The following is a 17,428-nucleotide window of genomic DNA, read 5'->3' on the forward strand; positions in this document are numbered from 1 at the left end:
CTTTGTTTTTAGCTGCTTTTCTTCCCCGGTTTTAATCCCCGATGAAACTCGTTGATCCGCTTCATTGATTTGATGGTGCGCTGCGGCTCGGTGGAGGCGACGGACACAATAATCATCTCCAGACACAGCAGTACCGTACCATGAAGTGGGATTTTGCCCTTTTCACCGCCGCGCGGGACGTGGATCACCACGCTGGCCTCTTTACTGAAACGCGAGTCCAGGGCGTTGGTCAGCAGGATAGTCGGAATACCGAGACGTTTTGCTTCACGCAGCGTGGTTTGCCCCTCCCGGTGCGCGGATTTCTGGGCCATCATCACCAGCACGTCACCGCGCTGAAGGGCGATGAGCTGTTCGGCAAGCCCTATTCCTGTGCGGTTAAGCGGTGTGGCGGGTAATCCCATACGGCTGAACAACCTGGCGGTGTACTCGGCCAGAATACCCGATGCGCCGATACCAAAAATCGCGACCTGCCTCGCCTGTGCCAGCAGTGAGACCGCCTGAGCCATCGCATAGCGGTTGTGGGGTTCGGATAACACGTCCAGAGTGTGCTGATGTCCCTCCAGCACAAAATCAATGCTCGCGTTGACGTCGCTGGTCAGTGTATTCACCGTGGTAGACATCTTTTCGCTGGAACTGACCACTGGGCCAAACCACTGCTCCAGCGTCTGTTTGAGATCGCGCAGCCCGGCGAACCCCAGCGCCTGAATGGCGCGAACGACGGTGGCATCCGAGGTTTTCAACTGCGTCGCGATCTCCATTGCGGTCTGTTCCATCACCGCTTCGCGGTTCTCATTGATATAGCTTGCCACCTGCAGCACGCGCGGCGTCAACTGGTGCGCACGCGAACGAAAGCGGTCACCGTAGACATCCACGCGCCCTTTCTCTTTGCGGATCACCGTGCTGCCTCCGGCAGTGGTCGCCCGGCGATCTGCGATTGCACCTGCGCGGCCATCAGGCCTAAAGACGCGAAGGAATTCGAGATGGCCTCTTCACGTGAGATCAGCACGTAGTGTCCGGTTCGGCAGGCGTTCAGGAACTGACACCAGCCAGGCATTACCGCCTCCATCGCTGCCAGCTCGTCCTGCGGTTTACCGCCCGTATCCCCACGCCAGGTGGCGAAGACGAAATCAGCATCCAGCTCCGGCAGGCGCTCGGCGCTGACGTCAATCCGTCCCCCTTCCGGGATGGCCTCAATTAGCGGCGGGAAGGTGAACCCGGCATCACGCAGTACACGCCCCAACGAGTGGTAGCTGTGCATGGCGTTAATCTTTCCCTGATTCGCCTGAATCACTGATACGCTAATTTTACGGGTATCCACCGTCGCTTTCAGCGCGTTGATTTGTTCCTTATAGCGGCGCTCCAGGATCTTCAGTCGCGCCTGCGTTCCGGTAAGTTGCGCCAGTTTGCGGTAGATTTCCGGCGCACCGCCGTCGAGATGATCGATGCTCACCGTCGGGGCAATTTTTTGCAGCTGTTCCACCGGCGTGTTGCGGGTCGGCTCAGTGATAATCAGATCCGGTTTTGCAGCGGCGATGGCCTCAATGTCGATATCCGCAGTGCCGATAAACTTGATGTCGGAATTATCGAAATCGACGCCCGTTAGCATGCCGCTGGAGCGCAGAAAATGGCTGCCGTCCGGTCGCGTACGGCCGTGGCTGGCTACCGGCGGTACGCCAAGCTCAATGAGCGGGATGGTGATATCCAGGTCATGCAGCGAGACAATCCGTTTCGGATGAACTGGCACAACAACCTTGCGCCCCAAATCATCGGTAAATGTCTGAGTCGGTTCTGCCGCGCTCACCGCAAACCCGACCAGCAACAACATCGAAAAAAGTACGCGCATCCTCAGTCCCCTAAAATCTGTCCCGACGCTGCCAGAGCAACAGCAGGAAAAACGGTCCGCCAATCAATGAAATCACAATTCCCGCTGGCAGTTGCAGCGGGAGAAATGCCAGACGGCCAACGTTATCCGCCAGCAGCACCAGCAGCGCACCCAGCACAGCACTTCCCGTCAGGAGCGCGGTTTGCCCACCACGCAGCAGCAGACGTGCCATATGCGGGGCAATGAGTCCCACGAAACCAATACTGCCTACGCAGGAGACGCAGGCCGCCGTCAGCACCACCGGGGCGAGAACGCGCAGCAGCGCCAGTCGGGTTGTACGCACGCCCAGGCCTGTTGCGGCCTGATTACCGAGTAACGCAACATCGGCGGCGCGCGCGGTAAACAGTAACAACGCAAACGCGGGAAGCGTCCAGAGTGCAGCCAGCCCCACCAGCGTCCAGTTTGCCGCATGCAGGCTTCCTGCCAGCCAGAGCATTGCCGTCTGCACGTCACGCACGTCGGCGGTGGTCATAAAGACGCCCATTGCAGCAGCAAAGGCCCATGACACGCCGATGCCAATCAGGATGAATCGCGGGCGCGAAATATCACGCGCCAGCAAGATCACCAGCATCGCAGTGAGTAGTCCCCCGGCCATTCCTGCCAGCGGACGCCAGGCCAGGCTCAACTCCGGGAACTGAAAGATCAGCACCAGCACTGCCGCACTGCAGCCCTCTTTCACGCCAATAAGACCGGGATCGGCCAGGCCATTGCGGGTGATGGACTGCATGGCCGCCCCGGCCATACCGAGCATTGCGCCGCACAGTATCGCCATCAGCAGGCGCGGCAGACGAATATCCATCACGATATAGTGCGCCTCTGCTGTCAGACCTTCAGGAGAAAACAGCGCGCGGGCAATAGCGGAGGTGGGAATGGGCAACGAACCGTGCGTCAGACCAAAGCCCAGCAGACTTAATGCCACCAGTGCTAAAAACGCCAGGCATGCCAGCGTCTTCGGGCGAACCAATGCCGACAGGCGACCAATACGGATCGCGCGGAGTCCGGCCCGGTTCATTTGAACATCCTCGACGCCATGAAAATGAAGACTGGTGCGCCAACCAGGGCTGTCATGATGCCGGTTGCCAGCTCCCAGGGCGTAAACAATGTACGGGCGGCAATATCTGCCAGCAGCAGAACCAGCGCGCCACACAGGGCAGACAGCGGCACCATCACGCGTAAATCGACCGACACCAGACGGCGAATGAGCTGCGGCACGACCAGGCCGATAAAGCCAATCGGCCCGGCGATAGAGACGGCCGCACCGCAGAGCAGCGCGATGGCCAGCAGGGCGAGCAGGCGAGTTTTCAGCAGCGATACGCCAAGCCCCTGCGCCATCCGGTCGCCCAGAGCCAGCATATTGAGCGACGGCGACACTCCGATAGCGAGAACAAAACCGGCAGCAGCAGCCCACAGGGCACTCCGGAGCGTTTCTTGTTTTATCCCCGCTAAATCCCCCGCCAGCCAGGTTCGCAGGGCGAGCAGGGTCTGTTCATCCAGAATCAGGACTGCGGCAGTCACTGATGAGGCAAATGCCGACAGTGCCACGCCACACAGCGTCACTTTCATGGGTGTGAGCCCGGTGCGGCCAGACGAGGAGAACATCAGCACCAGCAAAAACAGCGCGGCGGCACCGGCGGCGGCAACGAGCGGGCGACCAAACGGCAGCGTCATTCCGAGCGCACTCGTCAGCACCACCGCCAGCGCCGCACCGGCATTCAGCCCCAGAATATGCGGTTCACCGAGCGGGTTGCGGATCACGGACTGCAGCAGGACGCCCGCCACGCCGAGCGCGGCGCCTGTCACCATCGCGGCGCTGAGGCGCAGCAGTCTTAATTTGATAATGACGTTATGATCGAAATTATGGGGATTAAAATCAAAAAACGCCTGGACCACCGTCAGCGGAGGAATAACGCGCGCGCCGATACCCAGGTGGGCGATCGCCCCCATCATCAGCAGTAACGCAAAGAGAATAAAAGCCAGCGTCGTGCGTATCATGGTTTTTCAGTGACCTGACGAAACGGCATAAAAAACGGTTTGCCGGTTAACGGGTTAACCGACATATGCACGTCGACATCAAACACCGCTTTGATCAGTTCCGGCGTGCAGGCATCGCCCTCATGCAATACGCCTTCAACTTTCCCCTGACGTAAAAAGATCAGTGAATCACCGTAGTTCACCGCGAAATTAAGATCGTGCAGCACCACCACGACGGTGCGTCCGTGCTGGCGGGTCAGCGTATGCAGCAATTCCAGGATCTCCACTTGATAGCGGAGATCGAGAAAGGTTGTCGGTTCATCCAGCAGGATATACGGCGTTTGCTGCGCCAGGGCCATGGCGATCCAGCAGCGCTGGCGCTGGCCGCCGGACAAGCTTTCGACCGACAGATGCGCAAACTCCGCCGTCCCCGTCAGGTGAAGCGCCTCTTCAACAGCCCGTTCGTCCTCGTCGCTCCACTGGCGCATAAAATTTTGCCAGGGAAAGCGCCCGCGAGAAACCAGCTCAAAGACGGTTAACCCTTCCGGCAGCAGCGGAGACTGAGGAAGGATACCCAACTGACGGGCAACCGTTTTGGTCGGCTGCTCATGAATGGCTTTACCGTCCAGCAGCGCGGTGCCCCCGAGCGGCTGCAGCAGTCGCGCGATAGTGCTCAACAGTGTGGACTTTCCACAGCCGTTCGCCCCTACCAGCACCGTCATTTTCTGCTGAGGGATCGCAAGGGAGATATCATCAACGATGATTTTTTTCTGATAACCCGCAGAGAGGTTCTCCAGAACCAGTCCCGATTTTTTCGTGTTGTAAGTCACGTGAACGCCAACGTAATGAAAAACTAACAAATAAAAATAAAACTCATTCTCTTTTGAGAAGTTTGACGCGGCGCCATGTAGTAGTCAAGCGAAGAAACACCCTGGCAAAAACAGGGATAAGCAAGAAATTAATCGAAAACACAAAACCTCATAAATACATTAATTTCATCACGTTAAATGCAATTTCGTTTCGTTTTTACGTGTGATTTTCGGCTGTAGTCGATTTTTGTTTTTTTCCATTTACTACTACATTCTCACGTGATTGAATGATTCTCAATTACATGTTCGATGCCTGAACAGGCTAACGGACAGACCATTAAGGGCAATGACTCACACATTCTTCCGCAAACATTCATGTGCGGGATATTTCGGGAAAACAGATGTAATGGCTACGTACACACCTTCTCTCTCTGGGGCAAAAGGGCGCGCGCTCTTTTCACTGCTGTTTATGGCGCCGTTGGTACAGGCAGCGGACAACACAACGGCTAAAGACGGCGAAACGCTTACCGTCATCGCCAGTCCGAATGCCACGGCAGATGCTACAAATGGCTATCAGCCGTTGAATACCTCCACCGCGACACTGACCAACATGCCAATGCTGGATATCCCGCAGGTGGTCAATACCGTCAGCGATAAGGTGCTGGAAGATCAGCACGCCACTACGCTGGATGAAGCGCTCTATAACGTCAGCAACGTGGTGCAAACCAATACTCTGGGCGGTACGCAGGATGCATTTGTTCGTCGTGGGTTTGGCGCGAACCGCGACGGGTCAATCATGACCAACGGTCTGCGCACCGTCCTGCCGCGCAGTTTTAATGCCGCAACCGAGCGCGTGGAAGTGCTTAAAGGCCCGGCCTCAACGCTGTATGGCATTCTCGATCCTGGCGGTTTGATTAACGTCGTCACTAAACGCCCGGAGAAGACCTTCGGCGGCTCACTTTCTGCCACTTCTTCCAGCTTTGGCGGCGGTACCGGCCAGGTTGATGTTACCGGCCCAATTGAAGGCACGCGTCTGGCGTATCGTCTCACGGGTGAGTATCAGGACGAAGATTACTGGCGCAATTTTGGCAACGAGCGCAGCACCTTTATCGCACCGTCGCTGACCTGGTTTGGCGATGATGCCACCGTGACCGTGCTCTATTCGCATCGCGACTATAAGACACCATTCGATCGCGGAACGATCTTCGATCTCAACACCAAACAGCCGGTAAACGTTGATCGCAAAACGCGTTTTGATGAACCGTTTAACATCACCGATGGTCAGTCAGACCTGGCGCAGCTCAACGCAGAATATCGCCTGAACAGCCAGTGGACCGCAAAGTTCGACTACAGCTTTAGCCAGGATAAATACAGCGATAACCAGGCCCGCGTAATGGCCTACGATTCAAAAACTGGCAACCTGACCCGCCGCGTAGATGCGACGCAAGGCTCGACCCAGCGGATGCATACGTCGCGTGCGGATCTGCAGGGGAATGTGGACATCGCTGGCTTCTACAACGAGATCCTGACCGGCGTATCGTATGAGAATTACGATCTGCTGCGTACGGATATGATCCGCTGTAAAAACGTCAAAGATTTCAATATCTATAACCCGACGTATGGCAACCTTAGCAAGTGCACCACTGTCTCAGCGTCAGACAGCGACCAGACCATCAAGCAAGAGAGCTACTCCGCCTACGCTCAGGACGCGCTGTACCTGACCGATAAATGGATCGCCGTCGCCGGATTACGCTATCAGTATTACACACAGTACGCCGGTAAAGGTCGCCCGTTCAACGTCAATACCGACAGCCGCGACGACCAGTGGACACCGAAGCTGGGGCTGGTTTACAAACTCACGCCAGCGGTCTCGCTGTTTGCCAACTATTCCCAGACGTTTATGCCGCAATCGTCCATTGCGAGCTACATCGGCGATCTGCCGCCAGAAACATCAAATGCGTATGAAATTGGCGCTAAGTTTGACCTGTTTGACGGTATTACTGCCAATATCGCACTGTTTGATATTCACAAACGCAACGTGTTGTACACCGAAAGCATCGCGGGAGAAACCGTCGCAAAAACCGCTGGGCGTGTGCGTTCGCAGGGTGTAGAGGTGGATCTGGCAGGGTCCCTGACGGAAAACACCAATATTATTGCCAGCTACGGCTATACCGACGCAAAAGTGCTGGAAGACCCGGACTATGCAGGCAAACCGCTGCCGAACGTGCCACGCCATACCGGCTCACTGTTCCTGACCTATGACATTCACAATGCGATCGGCGGAAATACGTTGACGCTTGGCGGGGGTGGACACGGCGTGAGCCGTCGCTCAGCGACCAACGGCGCGGACTATTATTTACCGGGCTATTTTGTTGCCGATGCCTTTGCGGCCTATAAGATGAAACTGCAGTATCCGGTGACGCTGCAGGTGAACGTGAAGAACCTGTTTGATAAGACTTACTACACCTCATCTATCGCGACCAATAACCTGGGCAACCAGATTGGCGACCCGCGCGAAGTGCAGTTTACGGTGAAGATGGAGTTTTGACATAAAAAAAGCCCTGCATCGCAGGGCTTTTTCAGCATCAGGCTTCAATATCCGCCATATCGCCTTTCTCCTGCAGCCAGTTACGTCGGTCTTCCGAACGTTTCTTGGCAAGGAGCATATCCATCATCGCGTTGGTTTGCTGCTCGTCTTCGTCACTGATCGTCAGTTGCACCAGACGACGCGTGTTGGGATCCAGCGTGGTTTCGCGCAGCTGCATCGGGTTCATCTCACCCAGCCCTTTAAAGCGCTGGACGTTCGGTTTGCCCTTCTTACGCTTCAGCTGTTCCAGCACACCCGCTTTTTCTTCTTCCGTCAGCGCGTAATACACTTCTTTGCCGAGGTCGATACGGTACAGCGGCGGCAGCGCCACGTGAACGTGGCCGTTTTTCACCAGCGTGCGGAAGTGCTTCACAAACAGTGCGCACAGCAGCGTAGCGATGTGCAAACCATCGGAGTCCGCATCCGCAAGGATACAGATCTTACCGTAGCGCAGCTGGCTCAGATCGTCGCTGTCAGGATCGATGCCGATCGCCACCGAGATATCATGCACTTCCTGCGAGGCCAGCACTTCATCTGAAGAGACCTCCCAGGTGTTCAGGATCTTACCCTTGAGCGGCATGATCGCCTGGTATTCACGATCGCGCGCCTGTTTGGCCGATCCACCCGCCGAGTCGCCTTCCACGAGGAACAGTTCGGTACGGTTGAGATCCTGCGCGGTACAGTCCGCCAGTTTGCCCGGCAGCGCGGGGCCGCTGGTCAGCTTTTTACGCACCACTTTCTTCGCGGCACGCAGACGACGCTGGGCGCTGGAAATGGCCATTTCAGCCAGCATCTCTGCCGCCTGAACGTTCTGGTTCAGCCACAGGGTAAACGCATCTTTCACCACGCCGGAGACAAACGCCGCACACTGACGTGACGACAAACGCTCTTTGGTCTGACCGGCAAACTGCGGATCCTGCATTTTCACAGAGAGTACGTAGGCGCAACGATCCCAGATATCTTCCGCCGACAGCTTCACGCCGCGCGGCAGAATGTTACGGTATTCGCAGAACTCGCGCATCGCGTCCAGCAGCCCCTGGCGCAGGCCGTTGACGTGCGTACCGCCGAGCATGGTGGGGATCAGGTTAACGTAGCTTTCGGTCAGCAGCTCACCGCCTTCCGGCAGCCACAGCAGCGCCCAGTCCACCGCTTCGGTATCGCCGGTGAAATTGCCGACGAACGGTTTTTCCGGCAGCGTCGGCAGGCCGTTTACCGCTTCGCACAGATAGTCGTTAAGACCGTCTTCATAGCGCCAGCTCTGCTCGGTGTTGTTAACGTTGTCTTTAAAGGTGATTTCCACGCCGGGGCAGAGCACCGCTTTGGCTTTCAGCAGGTGCGTCAGGCGGGAAACGGAGAAGCGCGGGCTGTCGAAGAAACTTTCGTCAGGCCAGAAGTGAACGCTGGTGCCGGTGTTGCGTTTACCGCACGTGCCGACGACCTGCAGATCCTGCACCTTCTCACCATTTTCAAACGCGATGTTGTAGACCTGACCATCACGGCGGACGTTTACTTCCACGCGCTTAGACAGGGCGTTAACCACAGAGATCCCCACGCCGTGTAAACCACCAGAGAACTGATAGTTTTTGTTGGAGAACTTGCCGCCTGCATGCAGCCGGCAGAGGATCAGCTCAACGGCCGGGACGCCCTCTTCCGGGTGGATATCCACCGGCATACCGCGTCCGTCGTCAATGACTTCCAGCGACTGATCGGCATGCAGGATGACGTCAACGCGTTTGGCATGGCCCGCCAGCGCTTCGTCCACACTGTTATCAATAACTTCCTGGCCCAGGTGGTTTGGGCGCGTCGTATCGGTGTACATCCCCGGGCGGCGGCGAACCGGCTCAAGCCCGGTGAGGACCTCAATGGCATCAGCGTTATAGGTTTGCGTCATGATTTAAACTAGCAATTCGCATTGATTGTCAGTGGCTGTGCAGTCCAAGAAAATCGACAATCTGGGTGAAATGATTCTCAAAGCCCGTGAAAGCATGGTTTCCGCCCTCTTCTATAGTCTGGCGGCAGGATGCGTAATACGCCACTGCCTGGCGGTAATCCAGCACTTCATCACCCGTCTGTTGCAGCAGCCAGATAAGATCCGGCGCTTCAAGCGGGTCAACCTGCATAACTTTGAGATCGTAAATATGGCGTGACTCTAGCACATATTGCTGGCCGGTGTAGGGGTTCTCGTTTGCGCCAAGAAAGTCACGGAGCAGCTCAAATGGCCGTACCGCCGGGTTAACAACAACTGCGGGCAGCATAAAGCATTGCGAGAGCCAGGTGGCGTAGTATCCGCCCAGCGATGAGCCGACCACACCGAATGATTCGCCGCCGTGTTCAAGCACAATAGATTCCAGCATCTCCGCGGCTTCCGCCGGGTAAGGAGGCAGCTGCGGGATAATCATCTCAACATCGGGATGATGCTCGCTCAGCCACTGGCGAAACTGTGTCGCTTTTGCGGAGCGCGGCGAGCTGTTGAATCCGTGTAGATAAAGGAGCGTAGACATCAATAGCCTTCTGAAGCGGTGTCCGGACGGAATTTTGCGCCTGTCAAACGACAGACTTCCGTGGTCAGCGAACCATTAGCATGCAGTTCCAGCCAGCGCCAGCCTGGTGCGATGGTATCAAGCGTAAAGTTGGCACAGTGCGGCTTAAACTGAACGCAGGTCGATGGCGTCGCCAGCATACGGCGACCATTCCAGTCGAGATCCTGTTCCTGATGGATATGTCCGCACAGGAGATTCTTCACACGCGGGAATTTCGCCAGCACGCGATCCAGCGCAGCAGAATTACGCAGACTGTGCTGATCGAGCCAGCTGCAACCCGCTGGCAGAGGGTGATGATGAAGTAATAACAGCGTATGACGTTCAGGTTCAGCAGCCAGTTTGGTCTCCAGCCAGTCGAGCTGGAACTCGCTTAACTCACCGTGCGGGACACCAAACACCTGGCTATCCAGCAGCAGGATCTGCCACTGTTCACCCGCAAAGACACATTTTGCCGGAGAAATACCCGCATCCTGGAGGGCATTGTACATAGCCGGCTGGAAATCGTGGTTTCCAGGTAGCCAGACGCAAGGCACACTGAAGCTCGCGATGCCTTCAGCAAAATGCTGGTAGGCCGCGGAGGATTGGTCCTGCGCCAGATCGCCCGTTGCGACAATCAGATCGCATGCACGATTTTCAGCGTGAATGGCGCTAAGTACCGCCTGATAGCTCTCCCAGGTGTTGACCCCCAGCAGAGTTTCATGCTTTTCGGCAAAAAGGTGGGTATCGGTGATTTGTAATATCCTGACTGGCGCCCCACCAGCAACAGTCAGGTTCAACAGGCTTTCCAAATGGTGTCCTTAGGTAGGTTTATGACGCTAACAAACCGGAATCGCCATTGCTCCATGTGCTAAACAATATCTTAGCCAGTCAGCTAAAAACTGGTTAATTTGATGCTTTTCGTCGCGTTGATGCAACTTTTTATTCGGGTAATCATACCGTGCCTTGAAGCGAAAGATCTGCTGACTTGAACACACTTCAGCGACCATTGCATCGTGATAGAGGCGCACCGTCATCGACGGCAGGCTCCAGTAGCTAATACTGGGTGCCGTTTGCTCAATCTCCACCAGCGTAGTGTAGCGCGTTGATTCTGTTATCGTTAACCGATACTGCGCGTTGCTCACCTGATAGCTTACCGTTTCGCCGGGTGCGTCATTTTTCGGCAGCAGGCGGCGCAATTGTGCGAAATTGGTTTCGCACAGGCGCATCATTTCTGGGAAGTCAGGTGTATAACGCTTCATTTTTTCCACTCGTTTCGTAATGTCTGATAATGCAGTTGCAGCCATTGCAGGGCGATGACAGACGCTGCGTTGTCGATTTTCCCCTCTTCTACCCACTGATAAGCCTGTTCCCGGCTCACCACATGAACCCGAATATCTTCGTTTTCATCTGCCAGACCGTGGATCCCTTCCGCCGTCGTGGCATCCACTTCGCCTACCATAATGGAAAGGCGCTCGCTGGTGCCCCCCGGGCTTGCCAGATAGCTCAGCACCGGTTTTGTACGTCCCACCACCAATCCTGCTTCTTCCAGTGCCTCACGGCGGGCAACGTCTTCGACCGATTCGCCCTCTTCGATCATCCCGGCTACCATCTCCAGTAACCACGGGCTCTCGCTGACGTCGTAAGCCGCAATTCGGATCTGTTCCACCAGCACAACTTCGTCGCGCACTGGGTCAAAGGGTAGCAAGACTGCCGCATGCCCGCGCTCAAAAATTTCGCGTCTGATTTCGCCGCTCATTTCACCGTTAAACAGGCGATGCCTGAAACGGTAAAGTTCCATCGAAAAAAAACCGCTATAAAGCATTTCTCGTGCAATAATTTCTACATCGTTTTTGGCGAATGTCACGGGCAACTTTTCTGGTTTCTGCATGAGTCGAGTCCTGGTAGCAATGGTGATGAAATTGTGAATTTCAAGGCTGTTTGGCTGCCGTTTGCAAGGCTATATGTTAGATTGGTGCAAATTACCGCCAGATGGCACGTAACGCCAACCTTTTGGTATGGAAGATTCTGTTAGAATCGGCAATTATTTTTTAATTAGATCAGCGCTAATACTGCTTCACAACAAGGAATGCAAATGAAGAAATTGCTCCCCATCCTTATCGGCCTGAGCCTGACGGGCTTCAGTGCAATGAGCCAGGCGGAAAACCTGTTACAGGTCTATCAGCAGGCACGTCTGGGCAACCCTGATTTACGTAAATCAGCGGCCGATCGTGATGCTGCGTTTGAAAAGATTAACGAAGCGCGTAGCCCATTGCTGCCACAGTTAGGTTTAGGTGCAGATTATACCTACAGCAACGGTTTCCGCGACGCTAACGGCGTCAACTCCAATGCTACCAGCGCCTCACTGCAATTGACACAAACGCTGTTTGATATGTCCAAATGGCGTGCCCTGACCCTGCAGGAAAAGAGCGCAGGCATCCAGGATGTGACCTATCAGACTGACCAGCAAACGCTGATTCTGAACACCGCCACAGCTTATTTCAACGTGCTGAGCGCGATTGACTCGCTCTCCTACACCGAAGCGCAGAAACAGGCCATTTACCGCCAGTTAGATCAAACCACACAGCGTTTCAACGTAGGTCTGGTTGCGATCACTGACGTGCAGAACGCCCGTTCACAGTACGACAGCGTACTGGCCAACGAAGTGACCGCGCGTAACAACCTCGACAACGCACTGGAATCACTGCGTCAGGTCACCGGGAATTACTACCCTGAGCTGGCGTCTCTGAACGTGGACAGCTTCAAAACGGATAAACCGCAGGCGGTCAACGCCCTGTTGAAAGAAGCGGAAAACCGTAACCTGACCTTGCTGCAGGCGCGTCTGAGCCAGGATCTGGCCCGCGAACAGATTCGTCAGGCACAGGATGGCCACCTGCCTACCCTGAGCCTCAGTGCATCTACCGGTATTTCAGATACGACCTACAGCGGCTCCAAAACGAACTCAGCCCAGTATGACGACAGCAATATGGGTCAGAACAAAGTGGGTCTGAACTTCTCCCTGCCACTGTATCAGGGCGGCCAGGTCAACTCGCAGGTGAAACAGGCGCAGTACAACTTTGTTGGCGCGAGCGAGCAGCTGGAAAGTGCCCACCGCAACGTGGTGCAGACCGTACGTTCATCCTTCAACAACGTGAACGCCTCAATCAGCAGCATCAACGCCTATAAACAGGCCGTTGTGTCTGCACAGAGCTCCCTGGATGCGATGGAAGCGGGCTACTCCGTGGGTACACGTACTATCGTTGACGTGCTGGACGCAACCACCACGCTGTACAACGCGAAACAACAGCTCTCCAGCGCACGTTACCAGTACCTGATTAACCAGTTGAACATCAAACAGGCTCTGGGTACGCTGAACGAGCAAGACCTGCAGATGCTGAACAGCGCACTGGGCAAACCGGTCTCAACGTCGCCGGACAGCGTTGCACCTGAGAACCCTGATCAGGTTGCCGCCGTAGATAACTTCAACGCTAACAGCAACGCCCCTGCTGCACAGCCTGCCGCCGCGCGTACGACCACGTCCGCCAGCAAAGGTAATAACCCGTTCCGTAACTAAGATTGTCATCAGGCCCTCTCCCACGGGGAGAGGGCGCATCTGAATCACACCCGAACGTAAGCCAACGTAAAGATCCCCCTGATTCCCCCCCTCTTCGCTTCATTTTCAACCACTCATCCTCTATCCTGAGCGTTATTACCACTGGGTCCTGGAAGACAAAGATGAAACGGACAAAATCCATAAATCACGCATCGTTCCGCAAGAGCTGGAACGCGCGTCACCTCACCCCTGTTGCGCTGGCAGTTACGGCTGTCTTTATGCTGGCTGGTTGTGAGAAAACCGATGAAACGGTTTCGCTGTATCAAAATGCGGAAGACTGCTCAACGGCAACCGGTAACGCCGCTGAATGTAAGACTGCTTATAACAACGCCCTGAAAGAAGCAGAACGTACCGCACCGAAATATGCTTCACGCGCAGATTGTGTGGCTGAGTTCGGTGAAGGTCAGTGCCAGCAGACGCCTGCTCAGGCGGGCACTGCGCCAGAAAATCAGGCACAGGCGCAGTCCAGCGGCAGTTTCTGGATGCCGCTGATGGCAGGTTATATGATGGGCCGTCTGATGGGTGGCGGTGCGGGTTATCAGCAGCAACCGCTGTTTAGCTCGAAAAACCCGGCCAGCCCGGCTTATGGTCAATACACCGACGCCAGCGGCAAAGGCTACGGCGCAGCAACCCCAGGCCGCACTGTGACCGTCCCGAAAACGGCGATGGCGCCGAAGCCTGCGACCACCAGCACCATCACCCGTGGCGGGTTTGGTGAATCCGTAGCGAAGCAGACCAGCATGCAGCGTAGCGCGACAGGCTCCTCTACTCGCTCAATGGGCGGCTGATCATGGAGCGAGTCAGTATCACCGAGCGCCCGGACTGGCGCGAAAAAGCCACCGAATACGGTTTTAACTTCCACACCATGTACGGCGAGCCGTACTGGTGTGAAGATGCCTATTACAAACTCACGCTCGCCCAAGTTGAGAAACTGGAAGAAGTGACGGCCGAGCTGCACCAGATGTGCCTCAAGGTGGTGGATAAAGTCATCGACAGCGACGAGCTGATGGCAAAATTCCGCATTCCAAAGCACACCTGGAGCTTTGTCCGTCAGTCGTGGAAAACGAATCAGCCTTCGCTTTACTCTCGCCTTGACCTGGCATGGGACGGCGTGGGTGAACCTAAGCTTCTTGAAAATAACGCCGACACGCCCACTTCTTTATACGAAGCGGCGTTCTTCCAGTGGATCTGGCTGGAAGACCAGGCCAATGCCGGAAACCTGCCGGAAGGAAGCGATCAGTTCAACAGCCTGCAGGAAAAGCTGATAGAGCGTTTTGCCGAGCTGCGCGAACAATTTGGCTTCAACCTGCTGCACCTCGCCTGTTGCCGCGACACGGAAGAAGATCGCGGGACGGTTCAGTATCTGCAGGACTGCGCCGCCGAAGCGGAAGTGGCAACCGAATTCCTCTATATCGAAGATATCGGTCTGGGTGAGAAAGGTCAGTTTACCGACCTGCAGGATCAGGTGATTAGCAACCTGTTCAAGCTCTACCCGTGGGAATATATGTTGCGCGAAATGTTCTCCACGAAGCTGGAAGATGCAGGCGTACGCTGGCTGGAACCCGCATGGAAGAGCATTATCTCCAACAAAGCCCTGCTGCCGTTGCTGTGGGAAATGTTCCCGAACCATCCTAACCTGCTGCCTGCGTATTTTGCGGAAGATGATTATCCGCAAATGGAGAAATACGTCGTGAAGCCGATCTTCTCCCGTGAAGGGGCGAACGTGTCGATTATCGAAAACGGCAAAACGCTGGAAGCGGTTGAAGGGCCTTACGGCGAAGAAGGGATGATCGTCCAGGAATTTTATCAACTGCCGAAATTTGGCGACAGCTACACGCTGATTGGCAGCTGGCTCATCAACGATCGGCCAGCCGGGATTGGCATCCGCGAAGATCGCGCCCTGATCACGCAGGATCTGTCACGATTCTATCCGCATATTTTTGTTGAATAGACCGCGGCCTGATGCCCTCACCCAGCCCCTCTCCCACAGAGAGAGGGTGCAAACACTAAAAACGGCAACCTGAGGTTGCCGTTTTGCTTTTATTACCCCACCTGCACCGAAAGCATACTCAGGCTCCCCATCTCAATACCGTCGACCGGGATCGTAACCGGCTCCTGACCATCCCACGCACCTAGAACGTACAATAGCGGCAGGAAGTGTTCCGGCGTCGGGTTAGAGAGCGAACCGCCTTCGTGATCCAGATAGTTCACTAACGGATGCTCCTCAGCCGGGCCTTGCCAGGTCAGATTCGCTTTGACGTAATCATTAAAAGAGGTCGCCCACGGATAGGGCGTGTTCTCGCCGTGCCAGCGTGCCGTTCGCAGGTTGTGAACCACGTTACCGCTTGCCACCAGCATGATGCCTTCATCACGCAGGGTTGCAAGCTTACGACCCATCTCCAGATGCCAGGCAGCCGGTTTGGTGCTGTCGATGCTCAACTGCACCATCGGGATATCTGCATCAGGATACATTTTAATCAGCACGCCCCAGGAGCCATGGTCAAAACCCCAGGCTTCTTTATCCAGCGCCACCGGAACAGGAGCAAGCAGCTCCACCAGATGCTGTGCCAGCTCAGGTGAGCCGGGGGCCGGATAGTGCGTGTCATACAGCGCCTGCGGGAAGCCGCCAAAATCATGAATTGTCTTAGGCGCTTCCATGGCGGTCACGCCCGTGCCCCGGGTGAACCAGTGCGCGGATACCACCACAATCGCTTTTGGACGCGGCAGCGTCTCGCCCAGGCTACGCCATGCGCGGGTATAGACGTTGTCTTCCAGAACGTTCATTGGGCTGCCGTGGCCTAAAAACAGGGCTGGCATACGGGAAGAAGTCATGATGATATCCTTACAGAAGGTGTCAATTTAATGGTGCTACATTACGCGCAATCCGGCAAAGATGAACGCTGATAAGCGTGAAGATCATCATCAGGAAATTTGAATGTAAGGAATATGTAAAGCAGAACCACTCTGCTCGCTTTGCTGACAAAGAATCATTTATATTAATGAGAATCATTATCAAAAGGAGTAATGAATGTCAGTACCTTTGATCCTGACGATACTTGCGGGCGCTGCGACCTTCATCGGTGCGATCCTCGGTGTTCTTGGTCAGAAACCCTCTAATCGCGTATTGGCCTTCTCACTGGGCTTTGCAGCCGGGATCATGCTACTCATCTCCCTGATGGAGATGCTGCCTGCCGCGTTGGGAACAGAAGGTATATCTCCGCTGCTGGGCTACGGCATGTTTGTCGTTGGCCTGCTGGGATATTTCGCGCTCGATCGCATGTTGCCCCACGCGCACCCTCAGGACTTAATGCAAAAAAACGTAGCGCCCGCGCCGCGTAACATTAAGCGCACCGCCATTTTGCTGACGCTCGGCATAAGCCTGCACAACTTCCCGGAAGGCGTGGCGACGTATGTCACCGCCAGCAGTAACCTGGAAATGGGCCTCGGCATCGCCCTGGCGGTGGCGTTGCACAATATTCCTGAAGGACTCGCGGTGGCCGGTCCGGTCTATGCCGCCACGAGCTCAAAGCGCACGGCAATCTTCTGGGCCGGGATATCCGGCATGGCGGAAATTCTTGGCGGCGTGCTGGCCTGGCTCATCCTCGGTAGCCTGGTTTCGCCGGTAGTCATGGCTGCCATTATGGCCGCGGTTGCGGGGATTATGGTTGCGCTGTCGGTTGACGAGCTGATGCCGCTGGCAAAAGAGATCGATCCAAACAACAACCCAAGCTATGGCGTCCTGTGCGGAATGTCGGTGATGGGGTTAAGTCTGGTCTTACTTCAGGCCGCAGGCATTGGCTGACGTGACGGGCGCCTCCTGAAACGGAGGTGCCTATTATTTGTTAAAGAAATAACTTTTTAAGGAATATATGTCCCGCATCCTTACTTATAAAAAAATAAAGTTTTTTACTGAACATTATTGTGCGTAATAACATTAAACAATGCATCCGGAATTATAATTTACACTTCTTGAAATTCATCCACTTACAATAACCCGCATTTATATTTTAATTAGATCTAAAATGATTTTTAAGCTTGGTTAATCGCATT

16 protein-coding genes are annotated in these 17,428 nt (G+C 55.3%); 5 read left to right on the forward strand and 11 right to left on the reverse strand.

The window, feature by feature from the left end; all coding sequences use genetic code 11:
* Positions 1–8: 8 nt before the first annotated feature.
* The 5 genes from LCD46_19210 to LCD46_19230 are packed head-to-tail and all read right to left on the reverse strand — an operon-like array spanning position 9 to position 4,683.
* On the reverse strand, positions 9–896 hold the full coding sequence (locus tag LCD46_19210) for a MurR/RpiR family transcriptional regulator (GenBank protein UOY70146.1): 888 nt from the start codon (positions 894–896) through the stop codon (positions 9–11).
* Positions 893–1,843 (reverse strand): iron-siderophore ABC transporter substrate-binding protein, encoded by a 951-nt coding sequence (locus LCD46_19215; protein ID UOY70147.1) that lies wholly within the window; start codon positions 1,841–1,843, stop codon positions 893–895. The genes LCD46_19210 and LCD46_19215 overlap by 4 nt, the downstream gene beginning before the upstream one ends.
* Before the next feature lie 10 nt (positions 1,844–1,853).
* On the reverse strand, positions 1,854–2,894 hold the full coding sequence (locus LCD46_19220) for an iron ABC transporter permease (protein UOY70148.1): 1,041 nt from the start codon (positions 2,892–2,894) through the stop codon (positions 1,854–1,856).
* The gene (locus tag LCD46_19225) at positions 2,891–3,874 is read right to left on the reverse strand and encodes an iron ABC transporter permease (GenBank protein ID UOY70149.1); all 984 of its coding nucleotides are present in this window, start codon (positions 3,872–3,874) and stop codon (positions 2,891–2,893) included. The genes LCD46_19220 and LCD46_19225 overlap by 4 nt, the downstream gene beginning before the upstream one ends.
* Positions 3,871–4,683: an ABC transporter ATP-binding protein gene (locus LCD46_19230; protein UOY70150.1), complete on the reverse strand. Its 813-nt coding sequence runs from the start codon at positions 4,681–4,683 to the stop codon at positions 3,871–3,873. Before LCD46_19230 ends, LCD46_19225 begins: the two co-directional genes overlap by 4 nt.
* Positions 4,684–5,068: 385 nt before the next feature.
* Between LCD46_19230 and LCD46_19235 the strand changes: the two genes are divergently transcribed.
* A complete protein-coding gene (locus LCD46_19235) occupies positions 5,069–7,210 on the forward strand; it encodes a TonB-dependent siderophore receptor (protein UOY70151.1) in 2,142 nt (713 codons plus the stop codon).
* A 37-nt stretch (positions 7,211–7,247) separates the two neighbouring features.
* On the opposite strand, the gene parE is transcribed toward LCD46_19235, so the two are convergent.
* The 5 genes from parE to nudF are packed head-to-tail and all read right to left on the reverse strand — an operon-like array spanning position 7,248 to position 11,656.
* A complete protein-coding gene (parE, locus tag LCD46_19240) occupies positions 7,248–9,140 on the reverse strand; it encodes a DNA topoisomerase IV subunit B (protein UOY70152.1) in 1,893 nt (630 codons plus the stop codon).
* Positions 9,141–9,168: 28 nt separating this feature from the next.
* A complete protein-coding gene (yqiA, locus tag LCD46_19245; protein ID UOY70153.1) occupies positions 9,169–9,750 on the reverse strand; it encodes an esterase YqiA in 582 nt (193 codons plus the stop codon).
* Positions 9,750–10,577: a 3',5'-cyclic-AMP phosphodiesterase gene (cpdA, locus tag LCD46_19250; protein ID UOY70154.1), complete on the reverse strand. Its 828-nt coding sequence runs from the start codon at positions 10,575–10,577 to the stop codon at positions 9,750–9,752. Before cpdA ends, yqiA begins: the two co-directional genes overlap by 1 nt.
* 27 nt (positions 10,578–10,604) lie before the next feature.
* Positions 10,605–11,027, reverse strand: a complete 423-nt coding sequence (locus LCD46_19255) for a DUF1249 family protein (protein UOY70155.1) — start codon at positions 11,025–11,027, stop codon at positions 10,605–10,607.
* Positions 11,024–11,656 (reverse strand): ADP-ribose diphosphatase, encoded by a 633-nt coding sequence (gene nudF / locus LCD46_19260; protein ID UOY70156.1) that lies wholly within the window; start codon positions 11,654–11,656, stop codon positions 11,024–11,026. The genes LCD46_19255 and nudF overlap by 4 nt, the downstream gene beginning before the upstream one ends.
* Positions 11,657–11,860: 204 nt before the next feature.
* Between nudF and tolC the strand changes: the two genes are divergently transcribed.
* From tolC to LCD46_19275, 3 genes are all read left to right on the forward strand, one after another.
* Positions 11,861–13,339 (forward strand): outer membrane channel protein TolC, encoded by a 1,479-nt coding sequence (gene tolC / locus LCD46_19265; GenBank protein UOY70157.1) that lies wholly within the window; start codon positions 11,861–11,863, stop codon positions 13,337–13,339.
* A gap of 161 nt (positions 13,340–13,500) precedes the next feature.
* Positions 13,501–14,166 carry a DUF1190 family protein gene (locus LCD46_19270; GenBank protein UOY70158.1) on the forward strand — a complete coding sequence of 222 codons (666 nt, stop codon included), beginning with the start codon at positions 13,501–13,503 and terminating at the stop codon, positions 14,164–14,166.
* Between the two features lie 2 nt (positions 14,167–14,168).
* Positions 14,169–15,329 carry a glutathionylspermidine synthase family protein gene (locus LCD46_19275; protein UOY70159.1) on the forward strand — a complete coding sequence of 387 codons (1,161 nt, stop codon included), beginning with the start codon at positions 14,169–14,171 and terminating at the stop codon, positions 15,327–15,329.
* A 92-nt stretch (positions 15,330–15,421) separates the two neighbouring features.
* Here the strand turns inward: LCD46_19275 and ygiD are convergent, their stop codons facing one another.
* Positions 15,422–16,210, reverse strand: coding sequence for a 4,5-DOPA dioxygenase extradiol (gene ygiD, locus LCD46_19280; protein ID UOY70160.1), 789 nt, complete (start codon positions 16,208–16,210; stop codon positions 15,422–15,424).
* Positions 16,211–16,406: 196 nt separating this feature from the next.
* On the opposite strand from ygiD, the gene zupT reads away from it, so the two are divergent.
* Positions 16,407–17,180: a zinc transporter ZupT gene (zupT, locus tag LCD46_19285; GenBank protein UOY70161.1), complete on the forward strand. Its 774-nt coding sequence runs from the start codon at positions 16,407–16,409 to the stop codon at positions 17,178–17,180.
* Positions 17,181–17,428: the final 248 nt, after the last annotated feature.

The sequence above is a fragment of the Enterobacter ludwigii genome (assembly GCA_023023105.1).
Lineage (GTDB): Bacteria > Pseudomonadota > Gammaproteobacteria > Enterobacterales > Enterobacteriaceae > Enterobacter > Enterobacter adelaidei.

Coding starts and splice junctions, on each gene's coding strand:
- nudF (UOY70156.1), bottom strand. CDS start 11,656: ATGCAGAAACCAGAAAAGTTGCCCGTGACATTCGCCAAAAACGATGTA.
- LCD46_19225 (UOY70149.1), bottom strand. CDS start 3,874: ATGATACGCACGACGCTGGCTTTTATTCTCTTTGCGTTACTGCTGATG.
- LCD46_19215 (UOY70147.1), bottom strand. CDS start 1,843: ATGCGCGTACTTTTTTCGATGTTGTTGCTGGTCGGGTTTGCGGTGAGC.
- LCD46_19275 (UOY70159.1), top strand. CDS start 14,169: ATGGAGCGAGTCAGTATCACCGAGCGCCCGGACTGGCGCGAAAAAGCC.
- parE (UOY70152.1), bottom strand. CDS start 9,140: ATGACGCAAACCTATAACGCTGATGCCATTGAGGTCCTCACCGGGCTT.
- tolC (UOY70157.1), top strand. CDS start 11,861: ATGAAGAAATTGCTCCCCATCCTTATCGGCCTGAGCCTGACGGGCTTC.
- LCD46_19270 (UOY70158.1), top strand. CDS start 13,501: ATGAAACGGACAAAATCCATAAATCACGCATCGTTCCGCAAGAGCTGG.
- ygiD (UOY70160.1), bottom strand. CDS start 16,210: ATGACTTCTTCCCGTATGCCAGCCCTGTTTTTAGGCCACGGCAGCCCA.
- LCD46_19220 (UOY70148.1), bottom strand. CDS start 2,894: ATGAACCGGGCCGGACTCCGCGCGATCCGTATTGGTCGCCTGTCGGCA.
- zupT (UOY70161.1), top strand. CDS start 16,407: ATGTCAGTACCTTTGATCCTGACGATACTTGCGGGCGCTGCGACCTTC.
- LCD46_19235 (UOY70151.1), top strand. CDS start 5,069: ATGGCTACGTACACACCTTCTCTCTCTGGGGCAAAAGGGCGCGCGCTC.
- LCD46_19255 (UOY70155.1), bottom strand. CDS start 11,027: ATGAAGCGTTATACACCTGACTTCCCAGAAATGATGCGCCTGTGCGAA.
- yqiA (UOY70153.1), bottom strand. CDS start 9,750: ATGTCTACGCTCCTTTATCTACACGGATTCAACAGCTCGCCGCGCTCC.